Annotated in this window: 17 protein-coding genes; 13 read left to right on the forward strand and 4 right to left on the reverse strand. The window is 64.7% G+C overall.

All coding sequences use genetic code 11. The features are described 5' to 3' along the window. Positions 1–74: 74 nt before the first annotated feature. Positions 75–503 carry a GNAT family N-acetyltransferase gene (locus FJ418_RS11800; protein ID WP_140865634.1) on the reverse strand — a complete coding sequence of 143 codons (429 nt, stop codon included), beginning with the start codon at positions 501–503 and terminating at the stop codon, positions 75–77. A gap of 210 nt (positions 504–713) precedes the next feature. Here FJ418_RS11800 and mdh point away from each other — a divergent pair, with 210 nt between their 5' ends. The 10 genes from mdh (at position 714) to lpdA (ending at position 12,282) form a co-directional block, all read left to right on the forward strand. After that, the gene (mdh, locus tag FJ418_RS11805; protein ID WP_140646014.1) at positions 714–1,682 is read left to right on the forward strand and encodes a malate dehydrogenase; all 969 of its coding nucleotides are present in this window, start codon (positions 714–716) and stop codon (positions 1,680–1,682) included. 25 nt (positions 1,683–1,707) lie between these two features. After that, entirely contained in the window at positions 1,708–2,901 is a 1,194-nt protein-coding gene (sucC, locus tag FJ418_RS11810; RefSeq protein WP_140865636.1) for an ADP-forming succinate--CoA ligase subunit beta, read from the forward strand. 4 nt (positions 2,902–2,905) lie between these two features. Next, positions 2,906–3,277, forward strand: a complete 372-nt coding sequence (locus FJ418_RS11815; RefSeq protein WP_140646016.1) for a cupin domain-containing protein — start codon at positions 2,906–2,908, stop codon at positions 3,275–3,277. A gap of 50 nt (positions 3,278–3,327) precedes the next feature. Further along, positions 3,328–4,230, forward strand: coding sequence for a succinate--CoA ligase subunit alpha (gene sucD / locus FJ418_RS11820; RefSeq protein WP_140857948.1), 903 nt, complete (start codon positions 3,328–3,330; stop codon positions 4,228–4,230). 144 nt (positions 4,231–4,374) lie between these two features. Beyond that, the gene (locus FJ418_RS11825; RefSeq protein ID WP_140865638.1) at positions 4,375–7,362 is read left to right on the forward strand and encodes a 2-oxoglutarate dehydrogenase E1 component; all 2,988 of its coding nucleotides are present in this window, start codon (positions 4,375–4,377) and stop codon (positions 7,360–7,362) included. Positions 7,363–7,422: 60 nt separating this feature from the next. Next, positions 7,423–8,697 (forward strand): 2-oxoglutarate dehydrogenase complex dihydrolipoyllysine-residue succinyltransferase, encoded by a 1,275-nt coding sequence (gene odhB / locus FJ418_RS11830; RefSeq protein WP_140707184.1) that lies wholly within the window; start codon positions 7,423–7,425, stop codon positions 8,695–8,697. A gap of 70 nt (positions 8,698–8,767) precedes the next feature. Next, a complete protein-coding gene (locus FJ418_RS11835) occupies positions 8,768–9,499 on the forward strand; it encodes a DUF4241 domain-containing protein (RefSeq protein WP_140865925.1) in 732 nt (243 codons plus the stop codon). Further along, positions 9,499–10,011 carry a hypothetical protein gene (locus FJ418_RS11840; RefSeq protein WP_140865640.1) on the forward strand — a complete coding sequence of 171 codons (513 nt, stop codon included), beginning with the start codon at positions 9,499–9,501 and terminating at the stop codon, positions 10,009–10,011. The genes FJ418_RS11835 and FJ418_RS11840 overlap by 1 nt, the downstream gene beginning before the upstream one ends. Further along, positions 10,008–10,763 (forward strand): SDR family oxidoreductase, encoded by a 756-nt coding sequence (locus FJ418_RS11845; protein WP_140865641.1) that lies wholly within the window; start codon positions 10,008–10,010, stop codon positions 10,761–10,763. Before FJ418_RS11840 ends, FJ418_RS11845 begins: the two co-directional genes overlap by 4 nt. A 112-nt stretch (positions 10,764–10,875) precedes the next feature. Next, positions 10,876–12,282 (forward strand): dihydrolipoyl dehydrogenase, encoded by a 1,407-nt coding sequence (gene lpdA / locus FJ418_RS11850; RefSeq protein ID WP_140865643.1) that lies wholly within the window; start codon positions 10,876–10,878, stop codon positions 12,280–12,282. A gap of 567 nt (positions 12,283–12,849) precedes the next feature. On the opposite strand, the gene FJ418_RS11860 is transcribed toward lpdA, so the two are convergent. Then, positions 12,850–13,914: a TraB/GumN family protein gene (locus FJ418_RS11860; RefSeq protein WP_140865647.1), complete on the reverse strand. Its 1,065-nt coding sequence runs from the start codon at positions 13,912–13,914 to the stop codon at positions 12,850–12,852. A gap of 223 nt (positions 13,915–14,137) precedes the next feature. Beyond that, positions 14,138–15,076 (reverse strand): tyrosine recombinase XerC, encoded by a 939-nt coding sequence (locus FJ418_RS11865; RefSeq protein WP_140865648.1) that lies wholly within the window; start codon positions 15,074–15,076, stop codon positions 14,138–14,140. A gap of 98 nt (positions 15,077–15,174) precedes the next feature. On the opposite strand from FJ418_RS11865, the gene rimM reads away from it, so the two are divergent. Together rimM and trmD are read left to right on the forward strand one after the other, a co-directional pair. Continuing rightward, complete coding sequence (gene rimM, locus FJ418_RS11870) at positions 15,175–15,774, forward strand: ribosome maturation factor RimM (protein WP_140659924.1); 600 nt, start codon at positions 15,175–15,177, stop codon at positions 15,772–15,774. Then, entirely contained in the window at positions 15,771–16,472 is a 702-nt protein-coding gene (gene trmD / locus FJ418_RS11875) for a tRNA (guanosine(37)-N1)-methyltransferase TrmD (RefSeq protein WP_140659925.1), read from the forward strand. Before rimM ends, trmD begins: the two co-directional genes overlap by 4 nt. On the opposite strand, the gene FJ418_RS11880 is transcribed toward trmD, so the two are convergent. Next, a complete protein-coding gene (locus FJ418_RS11880) occupies positions 16,454–17,206 on the reverse strand; it encodes a sulfite exporter TauE/SafE family protein (protein ID WP_140646028.1) in 753 nt (250 codons plus the stop codon). The two genes, trmD and FJ418_RS11880, sit on opposite strands and share 19 nt — an antisense overlap. Positions 17,207–17,564: 358 nt before the next feature. On the opposite strand from FJ418_RS11880, the gene rplS reads away from it, so the two are divergent. Continuing rightward, on the forward strand, positions 17,565–18,101 hold the full coding sequence (rplS, locus tag FJ418_RS11885; protein ID WP_140646029.1) for a 50S ribosomal protein L19: 537 nt from the start codon (positions 17,565–17,567) through the stop codon (positions 18,099–18,101). Positions 18,102–18,179: the final 78 nt, after the last annotated feature.

The following is an 18,179-nucleotide window of genomic DNA, read 5'->3' on the forward strand; positions in this document are numbered from 1 at the left end:
TCTAGGGTCTGCGCGCGTCGCTTCGCTCCTTACTCCGCCCTAGAACGACGAAGCGGAGGGGTCTTCGGCTAGCCTCAAAGCCGATACACATACATCACGAAATCCTCCGCCTTCCCATGCGGCTCCCGCCTTGTCTCGTAAAGCGCCCGCGCCGGCTCGTTGTCGGGCTCGGTCCCCACCCATGCTTCCTCGCAGCCATGCTCGCGGCCGATCTCGAACATGGCGTCGAGCATTTTTCGCGCGATTCCCCGCCGCTGGAAGGGCGGCGCCACGCCGACCTCGTCGATATAGAACTCGCTCACCTTGTCCGGGTGGCGGTGGATGACGGCGGCGCATTGGCCGACCACGGTTTGGCCAACTATAGCCACGATCATGAAATGGCCGGGCGCGGCGAGACAGGCGGCGAGGCGGTCGGGCCGCACCGGCTCGTCGAACACGTCGTCGGCCACCCGCATCACAAGGGCGTCATCCCCGGGATGAAGCCTTCTGATTTCGACGTTCATTGTGTAAATTCTCCTCAGTCGGCTCACAAACTTTGACGTTTACGTAATTCCCGATGCATCTAACCGATTGAAAATGTTGGGCTCAAAATAATCGTTTGAATTTCTTCCGTGTCGGAGTTATTCGATGCGGCCAATCTCGCGGTTTCCCGCATCCTTTCGGCCTCCCTGGCCCGTCACGACCTCGTCACAGACAAAGGAAAACATCCTCACATGGCACGCAACAAGATAGCGCTCATCGGCTCGGGCATGATCGGCGGCACGCTCGCCCATATGATCGGCCTCAAGGATCTCGGCGACGTGGTGCTGTTCGATATCGCCGAGGGCATTCCGCAGGGCAAGGGCCTCGACATCGCGCAGTCTTCTCCTGTCGACGGGTTCGATTCCAGGCTGACCGGCGTCAACGACTATGCCGGCATCGAGGGCGCGGATGTGTGCATCGTCACCGCCGGCGTGCCGCGCAAGCCCGGCATGAGCCGCGACGACCTTCTCGGGATCAACCTCAAGGTGATGGAACAGGTCGGCGCCGGCTTGAAGAAGTACGCGCCGAAGGCTTTCGTCATCTGCATCACCAACCCGCTCGACGCGATGGTCTGGGCGCTGCAGAAGTTCTCCGGCCTGCCGACCAGCCATGTCGTCGGCATGGCCGGCGTGCTCGACAGCGCCCGTTTCCGCTACTTCCTGGCCGAGGAATTCAAGGTCTCGGTCGAGGACGTGACCGCTTTCGTGCTCGGCGGCCATGGCGACTCGATGGTGCCGATGATCCGCTATTCGACCGTGTCGGGCATCCCGCTGCCCGACCTCGTCAAGATGGGCTGGACCTCGAAGGAGAAGCTCGACCAGATCGTGCAGCGCACGCGCGATGGCGGCGCCGAGATCGTCGGCCTGCTCAAGACCGGCTCGGCCTATTACGCGCCGGCGGCCTCGGCGATCGCCATGGCCGAATCCTACCTCAAGGACAAGAAGCGCGTGTTGCCCTGCGCCGCGCACCTCTCGGGCCAGTACGGCATCAAGGGCACCTATGTCGGCGTGCCGGTGGTGATCGGCGCCGGCGGCGTCGAGCGCGTCATCGAGATCGACCTCTCCAAGACCGAGCAGAAGATGTTCGATTCCTCGGTGGCGGCGGTCCAGGGCCTGACCGAGGCCTGCACCAAGATCGCCCCGCATCTCGCCGGCAAGTAAACCGTCCTCCCCGGAGACCAAGCGCATGAACATCCATGAGTATCAGGCCAAGGCGCTGCTGAAGACGTTCGGCGCGCCGGTTGCAAGCGGCGTTCCGGTGTTCAAGGCAAGCGAGGCGGAGGCCGCGGCACAAGCGCTGCCCGGCCCGCTCTATGTCGTGAAGAGCCAGATCCATGCCGGCGGCCGCGGCAAGGGCAAGTTCAAGGAACTCGGCCCGGACGCCAAGGGCGGCGTGCGGCTGGCGAAGTCGGCGGCCGAAGTGGTCGCCAACGCCAACGAGATGCTCGGCCACACGCTGGTGACCAAGCAGACCGGTCCGGCCGGCAAGCAGGTCAACCGCCTCTATATCGAGGACGGCGCCGACATCGAGCGCGAACTCTATCTGTCGATCCTGGTCGACCGTTCGGTCGGCCGCATCGCCTTCGTCGTCTCGACCGAGGGCGGCATGGATATCGAGACGGTCGCGCACGACACGCCCGAAAAAATCGTCACCGTCGCCATCGACCCGGAAAAGGGCGTGAGCGCCGACGACGTGAAGAAGCTCAACGCCGCGTTGAAACTGGACGGCGACGCGGCCAAGGATGGCGGCACGCTGTTCCCGATCCTCTACAAGGCCTTCGTCGAGAAGGACATGAGCCTGCTCGAGGTCAATCCGCTGATCGTCATGAAGGACGGCCATCTGCGCGTGCTCGACGCAAAAGTATCGTTCGACAACAACGCGCTGTTCCGCCACCCGGACGTGATGGAACTGCGCGACACCACCGAAGAGGACGAGAAGGAGATCGAGGCGTCGAAATACGATCTCGCCTATGTCGCGCTCGACGGCAATATCGGCTGCATGGTCAACGGCGCCGGCCTTGCCATGGCGACGATGGACATCATCAAGCTCTACGGCGCTGAGCCGGCTAACTTCCTCGACGTCGGCGGCGGCGCTTCGAAGGAGAAGGTGACGGCGGCGTTCAAGATCATCACCAAGGACCCCGCGGTCGAAGGCATCCTGATCAACATCTTCGGCGGCATCATGAAGTGCGACGTCATCGCCGAAGGCGTCATCGCCGCGGTCAAGGAAGTCGGCCTGAAAGTGCCGCTGGTGGTGCGGCTGGAAGGCACCAATGCCGAGCTCGGCAAGAAGATCATCAACGACAGCGGCTTGAACGTGGTGTCGGCCGATGATCTCGACGACGCAGCCAAGAAGATTGTCAAGGCGGTGAAGGGCTGAACGGATGCCCCCGCGCAAGATAAACTTGGTCGAGGCAGCGGATCGGACGATCACCAAGGTCTTCGATCCGCATATCGCCGGCGACGTCAACGACAGCCAGGCGAAGGTCGCCAAGTTCGGCGAGGTTTTCGACTGGCACGCGCATGACAACGAGGACGAGGCCTTCCTGGTGCTGCGCGGCAGGATCGCCATCGATTTCCGCGACGGGCCGGTCGAGCTCGGCGAGGGCGACTTCATCGTCGTGCCGAAAGGCACCGAACACCGGCCACGCTCGCTCAGCAAAGAACCTGTGGTGCTGATGTTCGAGCCGGCGACAACGCTCAACACCGGCAATGCCAAGAGCGACCTCACCGTCGCCGATCTCAAGCGGCTGTGACCATGACCGCGCAGTCTTCCACGACCAACGGTTTTTAGAAAAGGGCCACCATGTCCATTCTCGTCGACAAGAACACGAAGGTGCTGGTGCAGGGCCTGACCGGCAAGACCGGCACGTTCCACACCGAGCAGGCGCTGGCCTATCACGGCACCAAGATGGTGGGCGGCATCCATCCGAAGAAGGGCGGCGAGACCTGGACGGGCGCCAAGGGCGAGAGCTTGCCGATCTTCGCCACGGTGGCCGAAGGCAAGGCAAAGACGGGCGCCAACGCCTCGGTCATCTATGTGCCGCCGGCTGGTGCTGCCGAAGCCATCATCGAGGCAATCGAGGCGGAGATCCCGCTGATCGTCTGCATCACCGAAGGCATCCCGGTGATGGACATGGTCAAGGTCAAGGCGCGTCTCGATCGCTCCACCTCGCGGCTGATCGGCCCGAACTGCCCGGGCGTGCTGACGCCCGACGAATGCAAGATCGGCATCATGCCCGGCAACATCTTCCGCAAGGGCTCGGTCGGCGTTGTTTCCCGCTCGGGAACACTTACCTATGAGGCAGTCTTCCAGACCACCAATGTCGGCCTCGGCCAGACCACGGCGGTGGGCATCGGCGGCGACCCGGTCAAGGGCACCGAATTCATCGATGTGCTGGAGATGTTCCTCGCCGACGACGAGACCAAGTCGATCATCATGATCGGCGAGATCGGCGGCTCGGCCGAGGAAGACGCCGCGCAGTTCCTCAAGGACGAAGCCAAGCGCGGCCGCAAGAAACCGATGGCGGGCTTCATCGCCGGGCGCACGGCGCCGGCCGGCCGAACCATGGGCCATGCGGGCGCGGTGATCTCGGGCGGCAAGGGCGGCGCGGAAGACAAGATCGCGGCGATGGAATCGGCCGGCATCAAGGTTTCGCCGTCGCCGGCGCGGCTCGGCACGACGCTGGTCGAGGCGATCAAGGGTTAAGGCAGTAGTGAGTAGGCAGTAGTCAGTAGTGAACAGGGAAGAACGGGCGAGTAGCAGCTGAGCGGGAATTTCCATCGTTCTACTCACTACTGACTACTCACTATTCCCCTCGAAAGGAGACGGAGCCAGGCTCCGCAGACGAAAATGGCAAGACAAGATCAGGCCAACGACCAATTCTCGCTCACCTCATTCCTCTATGGCGGCAATGCCGACTATATCGACGCGCTCTACGCCGCCTATGAAGACAACCCCGCCTCCGTCGATCCGGAGTGGCAGGACTTCTTCGCGGCGCTGAAGGACGACGCGGGCGACGTCCGCAAGAACGCCAAGGGCGCCTCCTGGGCGAAGCCGTCCTGGCCGCTGACTGCCAATGGCGAGCTGGTCTCGGCGCTCGACGGCAATTGGGGGCTGATCGAGAAGGCGATCGAAAAGAAGGTGAAGGGAAAGGCGGTCATCAACGGCGCCGTGCTTTCCGACGCCGACGTGCACCAGGCGACGCGCGATTCCGTGCGCGCCATCATGATGATCCGCGCCTACCGCATGCGCGGCCATCTGCACGCCAATCTCGACCCGCTCGGCATCGCCAAGCCGCTCGAGGATTACAACGAGCTGTCGCCGGAGAATTACGGCTTCATCGAAGCCGACTACGACCGGCCGATCTTCCTCGACAATGTGCTGGGGCTCGAATTCGGCACCGTGCGGCAGATGCTGGACATCCTGGCCCGTACCTATTGCTCGACGCTCGGCGTCGAGTTCATGCACATCTCCGACCCGGAAGAGAAGGCCTGGATTCAGGCGCGCATCGAAGGCGCCGACAAGGAGATCACCTTCACCGCCACCGGCAAGAAGGCGATCCTGTCGAAGCTGGTCGAGGCCGAGGGCTTCGAGCAGTATATCGACGTCAAGTACAAGGGCACCAAGCGTTTCGGCCTCGATGGCAGCGAGTCGCTGATCCCGGCGCTGGAGCAGATCGTCAAGCGCGGCGGCCAGCTCGGCCTGAAGGAAATCGTGCTCGGCATGGCGCATCGCGGCCGCCTCAACGTGCTTTCCCAGGTGATGGCCAAGCCGCATCGCGCCATCTTCCACGAGTTCAAGGGCGGCTCGGCCGCGCCCGACGAGGTCGAAGGCTCGGGCGACGTGAAGTACCATCTCGGCGCCTCGTCGGACCGCGAGTTCGACGGCAACAAGGTGCATCTGTCGCTGACGGCCAATCCCTCGCATCTGGAAATCGTCGACCCCGTCGTGATGGGCAAGGCGCGCGCCAAGCAGGACCAGCTCGCCGGCCGCGAGCGCGGCGAGGTCGTTCCGCTGTCGGAGCGCGCCAAGGTGATGCCGCTGCTTTTGCATGGCGACGCCGCCTTCGCTGGCCAGGGCGTGATCGCCGAAATTCTCGGCCTGTCGGGCCTGCGCGGCCATCGCGTCGCAGGCACGCTGCATTTCATCATCAACAACCAGATCGGCTTCACCACCAATCCGCGCTTCTCGCGCTCCTCGCCCTATCCGTCGGATGTGGCCAAGATGATCGAGGCGCCGATCTTCCACGTCAACGGCGACGATCCGGAAGCGGTGGTGCATGCCGCCAAGGTCGCGACCGAGTTCCGCATGAAGTTCCACAAGCCGGTGGTGGTGGACATGTTCTGCTACCGCCGCTTCGGCCACAATGAGGGCGACGAGCCGGCCTTCACCCAGCCGATCATGTACCGCAACATCCGCACCCATAAGACCGTGGTGCAGGTCTATGCCGACCGGCTGATCGCCGAAGGCCACGTCACCCAGGCCGAGGTCGACAAGATGCGGGCCGACTGGCGCGCGCATCTGGAAGCCGAATGGGAAGTCGGCCAGCACTACAAGCCCAACAAGGCCGATTGGCTGGACGGCGCGTGGTCGGGTTTGCGCACCGCCGACAACCAGGACGAACAACGGCGCGGCAAGACCGCCGTGCCGGTGCGCACGCTGAAGGAGATCGGCAAGAAGCTGACCGAGGTGCCGAAGGATTTCGAGGCGCACAAGACCATCCTGCGCTTCCTCGAGAACCGCCGCCAGGCGATCGAGTCCGGCGAAGGCATCGACTGGTCGACAGCCGAGGCGCTGGCCTTTGGCGCCATCCTGCTCGACGGCAATCCGATCCGGCTTTCCGGCCAGGATTCGGAGCGCGGCACCTTCTCGCAGCGCCATTCGGTGCTTTACGACCAGCGCGACGAGAACCGCTACATCCCGCTCAACAATCTGTCGGCGGCGCAGGCCGGCTACGAGGTCATCAACTCGATGCTGTCGGAAGAGGCGGTGCTCGGCTTCGAATATGGCTACAGCCTGGCCGAGCCCAAGGCGCTGACGCTCTGGGAAGCGCAGTTCGGCGACTTCGCCAACGGCGCCCAGGTCGTGTTCGACCAGTTCATCTCGTCGGGCGAGCGCAAGTGGCTGAGAATGTCGGGTCTCGTCTGCCTCTTGCCGCATGGCTATGAAGGCCAGGGGCCGGAGCATTCGTCGGCGCGCCTGGAGCGCTTCCTGCAGCTCTGCGCGGAAGACAACATGCAGGTCGCCAACGTCACCACGCCGGCCAACTACTTCCATATCCTGCGCCGGCAGTTGAAGCGCGACTTCCGCAAGCCGCTGATCCTGATGACGCCGAAGTCGCTGCTGCGCCACAAGCGGGCGGTGTCGACGCTGCCGGAAATGTCGGGCGAAAGTTCGTTCCACCGCCTGTTGTGGGACGATGCGCAGCTGCTCCCCAACCAGCCGATCAAGCTGGTGAAGGACTCCAAGATCCGCCGTGTCGTGCTGTGCTCGGGCAAGGTCTATTACGACCTCTACGAAGAGCGCGAGAAGCGCGGCATCAACGACATCTATCTTTTGCGCGTCGAGCAGCTCTATCCGTTCCCGGCCAAGGCGCTGATCACCGAGCTGTCACGCTTCCGCAACGCCGAGATGGTGTGGTGCCAGGAGGAGCCCAAGAACATGGGCGCCTGGTCGTTCATCGACCCCTATCTCGAATGGGTGCTGGCGCATATCGATGCCAAGCATCAGCGGGTGCGCTACACCGGCCGGCCGGCCTCGGCCTCGCCGGCGACAGGGTTGATGTCGAAGCATCTCAGTCAGCTGGCCGCGTTGCTCGACGATGCTCTCGGCGAATAGGCGCTTGGTGAATAAGCAGACCTGATTAAACAGACCTCAAGAAGACAACGGACAGGCACAATGGCTACCGAAATCCGCGTCCCCACTCTCGGCGAATCCGTGACCGAGGCGACTGTCGGCAAGTGGTTCAAGAAGGTCGGCGACGCGATCGCCGCGGACGAGCCCCTGGTCGAGCTCGAAACCGACAAGGTGACGGTGGAAGTGCCTGCCGCGGGCGCCGGAACGCTGGCCGAGATCGCCGTCAAGGAAGGCGAGACAGTCAATGTCGGGGCGCTGCTCGGCTCGATTTCGGCGGGTGGGGCGGCCCCGGCGACCAAGCCGCAGGCAGTCGCCCAGGCCTCCAGCCCGGATGCCGCATCCACCGGCAAGCAGGCCGCGGCCGAAACCGCCAGGATCGCTGGCGATGCCGGCCAGATCGAGCCGCGCACCATGCCGCCGGCGCCTGCCGCCGCCAAGCTGATCGCGGAGGCCAATCTCTCGGTCGACCAGTTGTCCGGCTCCGGCAAACGCGGCCAGGTGCTGAAGGGCGACGTGCTCGACGCCATCGCCAAGGGCGCGCCGTCGCAGCCCGCCGAGACGCCGAAGGCTGCTCCGGCGCCGGTCGTTGCCCGGGCGCCGTCCTCGACCGAGGATGCGCCGCGCGAGGAACGCGTGCGCATGACCAAGCTGCGCCAGACCATCGCACGCCGCCTGAAGGAGGCGCAGTCGACCGCCGCCATGCTCACCACCTTCAATGAGGTGGATATGAGCGCGGTGATGGCGTTGCGGTCCAAGTACAAGGACGTGTTCGAGAAGAAGCATGGCGTGAAGCTCGGCTTCATGGGTTTCTTCACCAAGGCGGTGACGCATGCGCTGAAGGAAATCCCGGCGGTCAACGCCGAGATCGACGGCACCGACATCATCTACAAGAATTTTGCCCATGTCGGCGTCGCCGTCGGCACCGAAAAGGGCCTCGTCGTGCCGGTGGTGCGCGATGCCGACCAGATGTCCATCGCCGAGATCGAGAAGGAGATCGGCCGGCTTGGGCTGGCAGCGCGAGACGGCAAGCTGTCGGTCGCCGACATGCAAGGCGGCACCTTCACCATCTCCAACGGCGGCGTTTACGGCTCGCTGATGTCCACGCCGATCCTGAACGCGCCGCAGTCCGGCATTCTTGGCATGCACAAGATCCAGGACCGGCCGGTGGTGGTCGGCGGCCAGATCGTCATCCGGCCGATGATGTATCTGGCGCTCAGCTACGACCATCGCATCGTCGACGGCAAGGAAGCGGTGACCTTCCTGGTGCGGGTCAAGGAGAGCCTAGAGGACCCCGAGCGGCTGGTGCTCGATCTGTGATCGGATCGGTCGTGCCGTGAGCAGCTGGCTGGAAAAGTTCGGGTTCGGGCTCGGCCAGACGGCGCGCGGCATGCGGCGGACTTTCCGGTGCGGCCCTATCCTGCTTGGCTTCTCCGCCGCCATCCCATCGCTCGCCGTGGCCGCCGACTGGGATCCGGCGACGGCGAGCAGCAATTTCGGCATCTTTGCGCTCTCCGACGCGCAATTGGCGGAGCGCAAGATCGCCGTCACGCCGATTGGCGAGCTCGAACTCCCGACCGGCGAGATCATCGCCTGCGATCCTCTGATCACCACCGACGACTGGCCGGCGCTGGCGCGCAGGGTGAAGCCGGGGCGCTATCCGGTCATGCTGTTCGAGGCGCAGGGCCGCGTCGCCGCCGCATTCCTTCGCTTCCGGCCCGGCGTGCCGGTGCGCTGGGAGCTTGCCCTTCTGCCAGGACAGGACGTTTCGACGCTGAACGGCGACGAGATCTTCGGCTATCCCGTCGATGCCGGCCTCGGCTCGTTCATGGACAAGGCCGCGATGGCCCTGATGTCGGCGGCGCAGGACAAGCTCAAGCCGGATCAGAACTATTATGACGATGTGCTGGCGGCCGAGTTCGCGCCCAACCAGGACCGGTTCGTCATGCACCATCCGGACGCCGGCAATCCGGTCAACGTCGCGATGTTCTGGAGCGGCTGGGGCGATGGCTTCTATCCGTCTTTCTGGGGACTGGACGCAGCCGGCGACCCGGTCGTCCTGATGACCGATTTCGGCGTGCTCGAAAACGCCGACGGCCGAGAAGGCGACCAGGCCAAGTGATGACGAATGCCGCCTCGCCCATGATCGGATTGATGGCCGGATCGCTGGTGCTGACGGCTGCGACTTCCGGCGCGCAGGCCGCCTGTCCGATCCAGCTCGCCGTCTATGGCGAAGCAAAGAGCGGCGCCGAAATCGACTTCGCCGCGGCCGGCAGCTCGGCGACGATCACCAACACTTTCCGCATGATCCTCGACAACAATGTCGTGCTCGACGGCATCGCGATGTGGACCGAGGGCAGCGCCGCGCGGCCGCATGGCTCGCTGATGTACAAATGCCCGACCGGCGACGTCACCGGCGAGGAGCTTGCCGCCTGCACGGTCTGGGAAGGCGTCATCTACAGCGCCGACGAGAAGGGCACGATCGGCCTGCTGCCGGCCGAAGGCGCCGATGCGCCGAAAAGCCTGATCTTTCCCGATCTCGGGCCGTCGCTCGAAATGTCGGCCGCTTATGGCCCCGCCGGCTTCTCCAAAGTGCCGTGGGACATCTTCGTGCTGAAAGGCTGCCAGGAATGAATGTGGACAGGAAGACACTGCTGGTCACCGGCGGCAGCCGCGGCATCGGCGCGGCCATCTGCCGGCAGGCGAGTGAGGCTGGTTATCGCGTGGCGGTGAATTACGTCTCCAACCAGTCGGCTGCCGATGCTCTTGTCGCCGAACTCAAAGCCGCTGGCGGCGACGCCTTCGCGGTCAAGGGCGATGTCGGCAACGAGGCCGATGTCATCGCAATCTTCGAAGCCGTGGACCAGGCCTTTGGCCGGCTCGACGCTTTCGTCAACAATGCCGGCATCGTCGACGTCAAGGCGCGGGTCGACGAGATGAGCATGGCGCGGCTGGAGCGCATGATGCGCATCAATGTCGTTGGTTCCTTCCTGTGCGCCCGCGAGGCGGTGAAGCGCATGTCGATGAGGCATGGCGGCAAGGGCGGCGCCATCGTCAACCTGTCCTCGGCGTCCGCGAGGCTCGGCTCGCCCGGCGAATTTGTCGACTATGCCGCCTCCAAGGGCGCGATCGACACCTTGCCCATCGGGCTGGCGCGGGAAGTCGTGCTGGAAGGCATCCGCGTCAACGCGGTCAGCCCCGGCATCACCGAGACCGAAATCCACGCCTCGGGCGGCCAGCCAGACCGCGTGGCGCGGATGCAGGACGCGCTGCCGATGAAACGCGCGGGAACGGCGGATGAAGTCGCGAGCGCGGTTCTCTATCTTCTGTCGGACGCGGCCTCCTATATAACGGGCACGATCCTCGATGTGAGCGGCGGCCGCTAAAGCAATTCCAGGAAAAGTGCGTAGCGGTTTTCCGGTTCGGAATTGCGTACAAGGAAATAATCTGGAGTGGTTCCTATCCGAACCGATCCGGCGCCAGGACAAGGAAAAAGACATGGCTTATGACGTCGTTATCATCGGATCGGGGCCCGGCGGCTATGTCTGCGCCATCAAGGCGGCGCAGCTCGGGCTGAAGACGGCGGTGGTCGAGAAGAACGCCACTTTCGGCGGCACCTGCCTCAACATCGGCTGCATTCCGTCGAAGGCGCTGCTCTACGCCTCCGAGATGTTCGCGGAAGCCGGCCACGCCTTCGATACGCTGGGCGTCGAGATACCGGCGCCGAAGCTCAATCTGAAGAAGATGATGGCGCACAAGGACACGACGGTCGCCTCCAACGTCAACGGCGTCGCCTTCCTGTTCAAGAAAAACAAGATCGATACCTTCCGCGGCACCGGCAAGGTGATTTCCGCCGGCAAGGTGTCGGTGACCGGCGAGGACGGCAAGGTCGAGGAGATCGAGACCAAGAACATCGTGATCGCCACCGGTTCGGACGTCGCCGGCATTCCGGGCGTCAAGGTCGATTTCGACGAGAAGGCGGTCGTCTCCTCCACCGGCGCGCTGTCGTTGGCCAAGGTGCCAGCCACCCTGGTGGTGGTCGGCGGCGGCGTCATCGGGCTGGAGCTCGGCTCAGTCTGGGCAAGGCTCGGCGCCAAGGTCACGGTCGTCGAGTTCCTCGACACCATCCTCGGCGGCATGGACGGCGAGGTGTCGAAACAGTTCCAGCGGCTGCTCTCCAAGCAAGGCTTCGAGTTCAAGCTGGGCGCCAAGGTCACGGGCGTCGCCAAGGCCAAGAAGGGCGCGACTGTCACCTTCGAACCAGTCAAGGGCGGCGCGGCGGAAACCATCGAGGCCGATGTCGTGCTGATCGCCACTGGGCGGCGCCCCTATGCCGACAGTCTCGGATTGAAGGAAGCCGGCGTCGAGCTCGACGAGCGCGGCCGGGTCAAGACCGATGGGCATCTCAGAACCAATGTGCCCGGCATCTATGCCATCGGCGACGTCATCGCCGGACCGATGCTGGCGCACAAGGCCGAGGATGAAGGTGTGGCAGTCGCCGAGACCATCGCCGGGCAGGCCGGCCATGTGAACTACGACGTCATCCCGAGCGTCGTCTACACCAGCCCGGAGATCGCTTCGGTCGGCAAGACCGAGGAAGAGCTGAAGAAGGCCGGCATCGACTACAAGGTCGGCAAATTCCCGTTCAGCGCCAATGGCCGCGCGCGCGCCATGCTGCACACCGACGGCTTCGTCAAGATCCTGGCCGACAAGGCCAGCGACCGCGTGCTCGGCGTCCATATCGTCGGCTTCGGCGCCGGCGAGATGATTCACGAAGCGGCGGTGCTGATGGAATTCGGCGGTTCGTCCGAAGATCTCGCCCGCACCTGCCACGCGCATCCGACGATGTCGGAAGCGGTGAAGGAAGCGGCTCTGGCGACCTTCTTCAAGCCGATTCATATCTGATCGCCGAACACACATCGCTTCGTCATACGCGGGTCAAGACCGAGTATGACGAAGGCGTGGTTGCCAAAAACAAAACGGCCCGCCTGTTGGCGGGCCGTTTGTCGTTTGATGCCGTCCTATTACTGAGCCGGTGCCGGTGCCGGAGCTGGCGCAGGGGCGGGTGCAGGGGCGGGTGCAGGTGCCGGAGCGGGAGCCGGGGCAGGCGCCGGAGCTGGCTCAGGGGCTGGAGCCGGCGTTGCAGGCGCCGGAGCCGGCGTGCTGGCGGCCGGCGGCTCAGCCGGGGCCGGCGCATGCTCGCCGCCGCTTCTGCCAAAGACATAATAGGCAACAATGGCCAGGATAATAACAACTAGGGCGATTAGCCACCCGCTGCCGCCACCACCCGACTTGGGAGGCGTGCTCGAAGGGGTGAAGGGGTCGTTAGGGTTCGCCATGAAACGTGTCCTCCTTGGATGAAAGTCATCAAAATAACAGCCATCAACGCGCTGAGCCCGCATCGGGTTTCACGCGGACGGACGGAAAGCGCTGAAAAACCGGCGTTTTCAGGTCCGCCAGCCGTCAGACGACTCAGTTGACGGCGGTAACACTATACCCTGCCTTGCGAAAATCCTCGACCAGTCCTTCCGGACCGGGCAGATGCATGGCGCCGACGGCCATGAAAACGTTGCCCTTGGCCAAAATCGGCCCGGCATGCGCCGCCATCACCTTGTTGCGGCTGGTGATCATGGTCTGCTCGAAGGCGGCATAGCCGGCCTTGTCGTCCGCCGTCTCCGGCAGCACGGCCCGGAAGAGCGGCCAGAACATGCCGACCTCGCCACGCTGGTAGAGCACGATCATCGTCTCGTTGACGTCGTTCACCTTGTCGCCAAGCTTCATCGTCTCGACCAGGCTCTTCATATGGAATTCGAGCGGCAGCGAGGCCATGGCGCGCAACTGATCGACGGCGGTCTCGAGCCCTTCGATGTCTTTCCCCGAAGCCTTGGCGTCCGAGGCGAGCTTGACGTCCAGCACGGGTTCGCCGGCGCTCTGGCGCGCCACCTCGCAGGCCGGCAACGCCATCATCGCCGACAGGATCCACGGCTTCATCTTGGCGACCGTCGCCGGCGGAATGCCGCGGGCGTCGAGCCCCTTGTCCAGCGCCGCCGCATCCTGCGGCGACAACAGCGACGACAGCGTGGTGTTGTCGGTGAACATCATCAGGCCGGGTTCGCTGGCCATGGCGGCCATCATCTTGGCCTTGTCGAGCGCGTCGGTGGTCTCGATGACTATTGTGCCGGCGCCGTCATAGGCCTTCTGCGCGGCGGCCGGCAGCGTGGTGACGCGCGTATCGGTCATGTGCATGGTGCCGAACAGATAGGATGGCTTTTCGCCCGGCTTCTCCAGCTTCCAAAGCAGGCCCTTGCCGTTGGGAACGGCCGCCGCTTCGGTCTCGACCTTCTTGAAGGCGGCGGGGTCGTTCTTTTCCAGAGCGGTCAAAAGATCGGTGCCGGCGCAACTGGGCGCTCCGGCATGCGCTCGGCCGGCGATCAGCAGAACGACGAGGAAAGACAGGAAAAACAGCAGGTTGAGCGCCGCAAGCAGCTTCAACGAGACAAGGGCCGCGCGGTCGGCGATGGCGATGACGCGTTTCATGGGAAGCATCTTAGCGCCGAAAAGCGGCAAAACGGTTAATTGGGTCGAGGAAATTGTCTTCGGTGCGTTGAGCTCTTTTGACGTTCGCTCGGGTTTTCGGAGAGAATGCTTTGGCCGCAACGCTTATCGCTTCGTCATTCCAGGGTCTGCGCGCGTCGCTTCGCTCCTTGCTTCGACCTGGAATGACGAAGTCCGGAGGGCTTCGCGCCATCCCCCAGCGGCTTCAGGCCCTTGGATGCGCCTTCTCGTAAATATCCAGCAGCCTTGCCGTGTCGACGCCGGTATAGATCTGGGTGGTCGACAGGCTGGCGTGGCCGAGCAGTTCCTGGATCGTGCGCAGGTCGCCGCCGCGGCCAAGCAGATGGGTGGCGAAGGAATGCCGCAAGGCATGCGGCGTCGCCGTGTCCGGCAGGTTGAGCGCCGAGCGCAGCCTGGTCATCTCGCGCTGGACGATGGCCGGGTTGAGCGGGCCGCCGCGCGCGCCGCGGAACAGCAGTTCCTTGGTATCGATGTGGAAGGGACAGAGCCGGCGGTATTCGATGACCGCCTTGCGGGCCACCGGCAGCACCGGCACCAGCCGCGTCTTGCCGCCCTTGCCGGTGACGCGCAGCACGGTGTCGGCTTCCGTCGCGAGATCGGCGCCGGTCAGGCCGAGCGCCTCGGAGATGCGCAGGCCGGAACCATAGAGCAGCGTCAGCACGGCGGCATTGCGGGCGGCGATCCATGGCTCGTCCGCGAGCTGGCCTTCCGTCGCCACCACTTGCTTGGCGTCGCTTGCCGTCAGCGGCTTGGGCAGCGATTTCGGCTGGCGCGGCGCGCGCAGAGCAGCCGCGCCGGCGGCATTGACCAGACCGCGCCGTTCGAGAAAGCGCAGCAGCGAGCGGATGCCGGCAAGGCCGCGGCCCAGCGTGCGCGCGCCAGCGCCTTCATTGCGGCGCTTGGCGAGGAAGCCGCGCAAATCGGCGGGGCGCAGGTCGGCAATGTCCGAGATGCCTGGAGAGCAGCCGCGATGTTCGGTCAAGAAATGCAGGAACTGGCGGGTGTCGCGCTCATAGGCCTCGACCGTCTCCGGCGACAGCCGGCGCTCATGCGCCAGCGTCTTCAGCCAGGTCTGGCGCGCCGCCTGGAGGTCGGGTTTGGCCGGGATGAGGAATTCCTGCATGGCGGCAGTTTCGGGCATGCGGGTTAGGAAGCGGTGAAGAGGCGATCATTGAAATGATGGCCTCAGGAGGGTAGAGCAGGGCAAAGGAAGCGCCGCCGATGTCGAAGCTCGAAAACCCCGTACAGATGGCCGTTATCGGCGCCGCGCACGGCATCAAGGGCGAATTGCGGGTGAAGACCTTCACCGGGGACCCGCTGGCGCTGGCCGACTACGGTCCGCTTTATGCCAAGGATGGCCGCGCCTTCCAGATCCTGGACATCCGGCCGGCCGGCACGGTCGTGGTCGTGCGCTTCAAGGGCATCGGTGACCGCAACGCCGCCGAGGCTTTGGCCGGCACCGAGCTGTTCGTCGACCGCTCGGTGCTGCCCGACGACGGCGAGGAGGACGAGTTCTATCACGCCGATCTCATCGGTCTCGACGTCAGGGACGATACGGGCGTCATCGGCAAGGTCGTCGCCGTGCATAATTTCGGTGGCGGCGACATCCTCGACGTCACGCTTGCCGGCCGCAAGGGCGTGCTGATCCCGTTCACGCAGGCCGCCGTGCCGCATGTTTCGATCGCCGACGGATTCGTGGAGGTCAACCCTCAGGCGGCGGGGCTGGTTGAAGACGAAGAAGACGGCGAAGCGCCCAGGGATGCCGGCTTCGACCCGAAAGGCCGGCCGCGCGGACCGAAGGATGCCGGGGGCAACCGTTGAGCTTTGCCGCTTCGGTGCTGACGCTCTATCCGGAGATGTTCCCGGGCGCGCTCGGCCTGTCGCTGGCCGGCCGCGCGCTGGAGGCCGGCACCTGGTCGCTCGAGGCGATCCAGATCCGCGATTTCGCCGCCGACAGGCACCGCACGGTCGACGACACGCCGGCCGGCGGCGGCGCCGGCATGGTGATGCGCGCCGACGTGCTGGCCAAGGCGATCGACCACGCCGCGCCGCCGGGCGATGAGCGTCCAAGGCTGCTGATGAGCCCGCGTGGAAAACCGCTGACGCAGGCGCGCGTGCGCGAACTGGCCGCCGGGCCGGGCGCCGTCATCCTGTGCGGCCGTTTCGAAGGCGTCGACCAGCGGCTGATCGAGGCGCGGGGTCTGGAGGAGGTGTCGATCGGCGATTTCATCCTGTCGGGCGGCGAGCCGGCGGCGCTCGTGCTGCTCGACGCCGTGGTGCGGCTGTTGCCCGGCGTCATGGGCAATGCGGTGTCGGGCGAGGAAGAGAGTTTCGAGAACGGCCTGCTCGAGCATCCGCATTACACGCGGCCGCAGGAATTCGAAGGCAGACCGATCCCTGACGTGCTGATCTCCGGCAACCACAAGAAGATAGCCGAATGGCGGCGCGCCGAGGCCGAGAAGCTAACACGGGAGCGTCGGCCGGACCTCTTGGCAGCGGATCAGCCTTTGGTGAAATAGTAAAAGGCGAGGAACAGGCCGACGGCGACGACGAAGCCGCGCACGAGACCTTGCGGCACGCGCTTGGCGATCCAGACGCCGGCATAGCCGCCGAGCGCGCCGCCCGGGATCATGACGATCGCCTGCGGCCAGGCGACGACGCCGCCCGAAACGAAGACCAGGATGGCGATGGCCGCGATGACCACGGCCAGCATGTTCTTCAGCGCGTTGAGCCGGTGGTAATCGCCGGCTTGGGTCAGGCCGAGCGTGGCCAGCATCATCACGCCCATGCCGGCGCCGAAGAAGCCGCCATAGATCGAGGTCACGAACTGGGCGAGCGACCCGGCGAACGAGCCGACCCTGGCTTCGGCGCCGGGTTTGGGCGCCGGTTTCAGCCATGGCCCGGCGGCGAACAGCGCGGTCGCGGCGATCAGCAGCCAGGGCACCAGCGCGCGAAAGGACGGGTTGGAAAGCGCAAGCAGGATGAGCGAACCGACCAGCGCGCCGAAGGCCGAGATCACGCAGAGCAGCAGCGCCTGGCGCCAGAAATGCCTGATGTCGTCGATATAGGCCAGCGTCGAGGTGATGTAGCCGGGAAACTGCGTCACCGAGGAGGTGGCGTTGGCGACGATCGGCGGCACGCCGACCAGCGTCATGGCGCCGAAGGTTACGAAGGTGCCGCCGCCGGCGACGGCGTTGACCGCACCGGAGACAAAACCCGAGAGAAAGAGCAAGGCGGCATCGAAAAAAGTCATTTTCCCCGCTTAGGAAGCTTACAAGCCGCGCGCAACCCGGCACGGCCGCGGTAATGTGGGGCCATGGGGGCAAAAAATATGCCTCAAGGTCTTTTTTGATGCATGAGGCCGTGCCAGAACCGCTCACACTTCCTGGCGACATGCATTAGGGCGTGACAAAGCGGCAAAATGCCTGTATGTGCCCGCCCGAACCGGAAGAACGATCTTTCGGACCCGTCAACAAGTGCGGTGTAGCCGTCCCTGCCCGATGTTCCCCGATACAATTTGGGGACTGGGGGCATAGCCGAGCGGTCATTGGAACTGCAAGGCGAGCGTTGGACGCTCTGACTGTCGGAAGAACAAGAAGTGGATATTTGAGATGGATCTCATCCGTCAGCTCGAGGCCGAACAGGCCGCCAAGATCGAAGCCAAGCGCAAGCTGCCAGAATTCCAGCCGGGCGACACCGTGCGCGTCCAGGTGCGCGTCACCGAAGGCACCCGCACCCGCGTCCAGGCCTATGAGGGCGTCGTCATCGCCCGCGCCGGCTCGGGCTTCCAGGAGAATTTCACCGTACGCAAGATTTCCTACGGCGAAGGCGTCGAGCGCGTTTTCCCGGTCTACTCGCCGATGGTCGAGGGCGTCGAGATCGTGCGCCGCGGCAAGGTGCGCCGCGCTAAGCTCTATTACCTGCGCGACCGTCGCGGCAAGTCGGCTCGCATTTCGGAAAACACCGGCGTGCGCGCCCGCAAGCTGAACGACGAAGAGCGTGATGCTTTGGCCGCCGAGCGCGCCCGCATCGAGGCCGAGAAGGTCGCGGCCGCCCAGGCGCTGGCCGCCGAGACGGCCGCCAAGGAAGCCGCCGAGAAGAAGGCCGCCGCTGAGGCTGCTTCGGCCGAGGCCGCCTCCGCCGAATAAGGTTTCGTCGAAACAGGTTTTGGAAAGGCGGCTTCGGCCGCCTTTTTCATTGGGCGGAAGAGCCAGGGCTTTCGGCTC

This window comes from Mesorhizobium sp. B2-8-3 (assembly GCF_006440815.1).
Lineage (GTDB): Bacteria > Pseudomonadota > Alphaproteobacteria > Rhizobiales > Rhizobiaceae > Mesorhizobium.

Excerpts from the sequence above, each read along its gene's own strand:
- FJ418_RS11800 (WP_140865634.1), bottom strand. The coding sequence starts at position 503 with ATGAACGTCGAAATCAGAAGGCTTCATCCCGGGGATGACGCCCTTGTG.
- mdh (WP_140646014.1), top strand. The coding sequence starts at position 714 with ATGGCACGCAACAAGATAGCGCTCATCGGCTCGGGCATGATCGGCGGC.
- sucC (WP_140865636.1), top strand. The coding sequence starts at position 1,708 with ATGAACATCCATGAGTATCAGGCCAAGGCGCTGCTGAAGACGTTCGGC.
- FJ418_RS11815 (WP_140646016.1), top strand. The coding sequence starts at position 2,906 with ATGCCCCCGCGCAAGATAAACTTGGTCGAGGCAGCGGATCGGACGATC.
- sucD (WP_140857948.1), top strand. The coding sequence starts at position 3,328 with ATGTCCATTCTCGTCGACAAGAACACGAAGGTGCTGGTGCAGGGCCTG.
- FJ418_RS11825 (WP_140865638.1), top strand. The coding sequence starts at position 4,375 with ATGGCAAGACAAGATCAGGCCAACGACCAATTCTCGCTCACCTCATTC.
- odhB (WP_140707184.1), top strand. The coding sequence starts at position 7,423 with ATGGCTACCGAAATCCGCGTCCCCACTCTCGGCGAATCCGTGACCGAG.
- FJ418_RS11835 (WP_140865925.1), top strand. The coding sequence starts at position 8,768 with ATGCGGCGGACTTTCCGGTGCGGCCCTATCCTGCTTGGCTTCTCCGCC.
- FJ418_RS11840 (WP_140865640.1), top strand. The coding sequence starts at position 9,499 with ATGACGAATGCCGCCTCGCCCATGATCGGATTGATGGCCGGATCGCTG.
- FJ418_RS11845 (WP_140865641.1), top strand. The coding sequence starts at position 10,008 with ATGAATGTGGACAGGAAGACACTGCTGGTCACCGGCGGCAGCCGCGGC.
- lpdA (WP_140865643.1), top strand. The coding sequence starts at position 10,876 with ATGGCTTATGACGTCGTTATCATCGGATCGGGGCCCGGCGGCTATGTC.
- FJ418_RS11860 (WP_140865647.1), bottom strand. The coding sequence starts at position 13,914 with ATGAAACGCGTCATCGCCATCGCCGACCGCGCGGCCCTTGTCTCGTTG.
- FJ418_RS11865 (WP_140865648.1), bottom strand. The coding sequence starts at position 15,076 with ATGCAGGAATTCCTCATCCCGGCCAAACCCGACCTCCAGGCGGCGCGC.
- rimM (WP_140659924.1), top strand. The coding sequence starts at position 15,175 with ATGTCGAAGCTCGAAAACCCCGTACAGATGGCCGTTATCGGCGCCGCG.
- FJ418_RS11880 (WP_140646028.1), bottom strand. The coding sequence starts at position 17,206 with ATGACTTTTTTCGATGCCGCCTTGCTCTTTCTCTCGGGTTTTGTCTCC.
- rplS (WP_140646029.1), top strand. The coding sequence starts at position 17,565 with ATGGATCTCATCCGTCAGCTCGAGGCCGAACAGGCCGCCAAGATCGAA.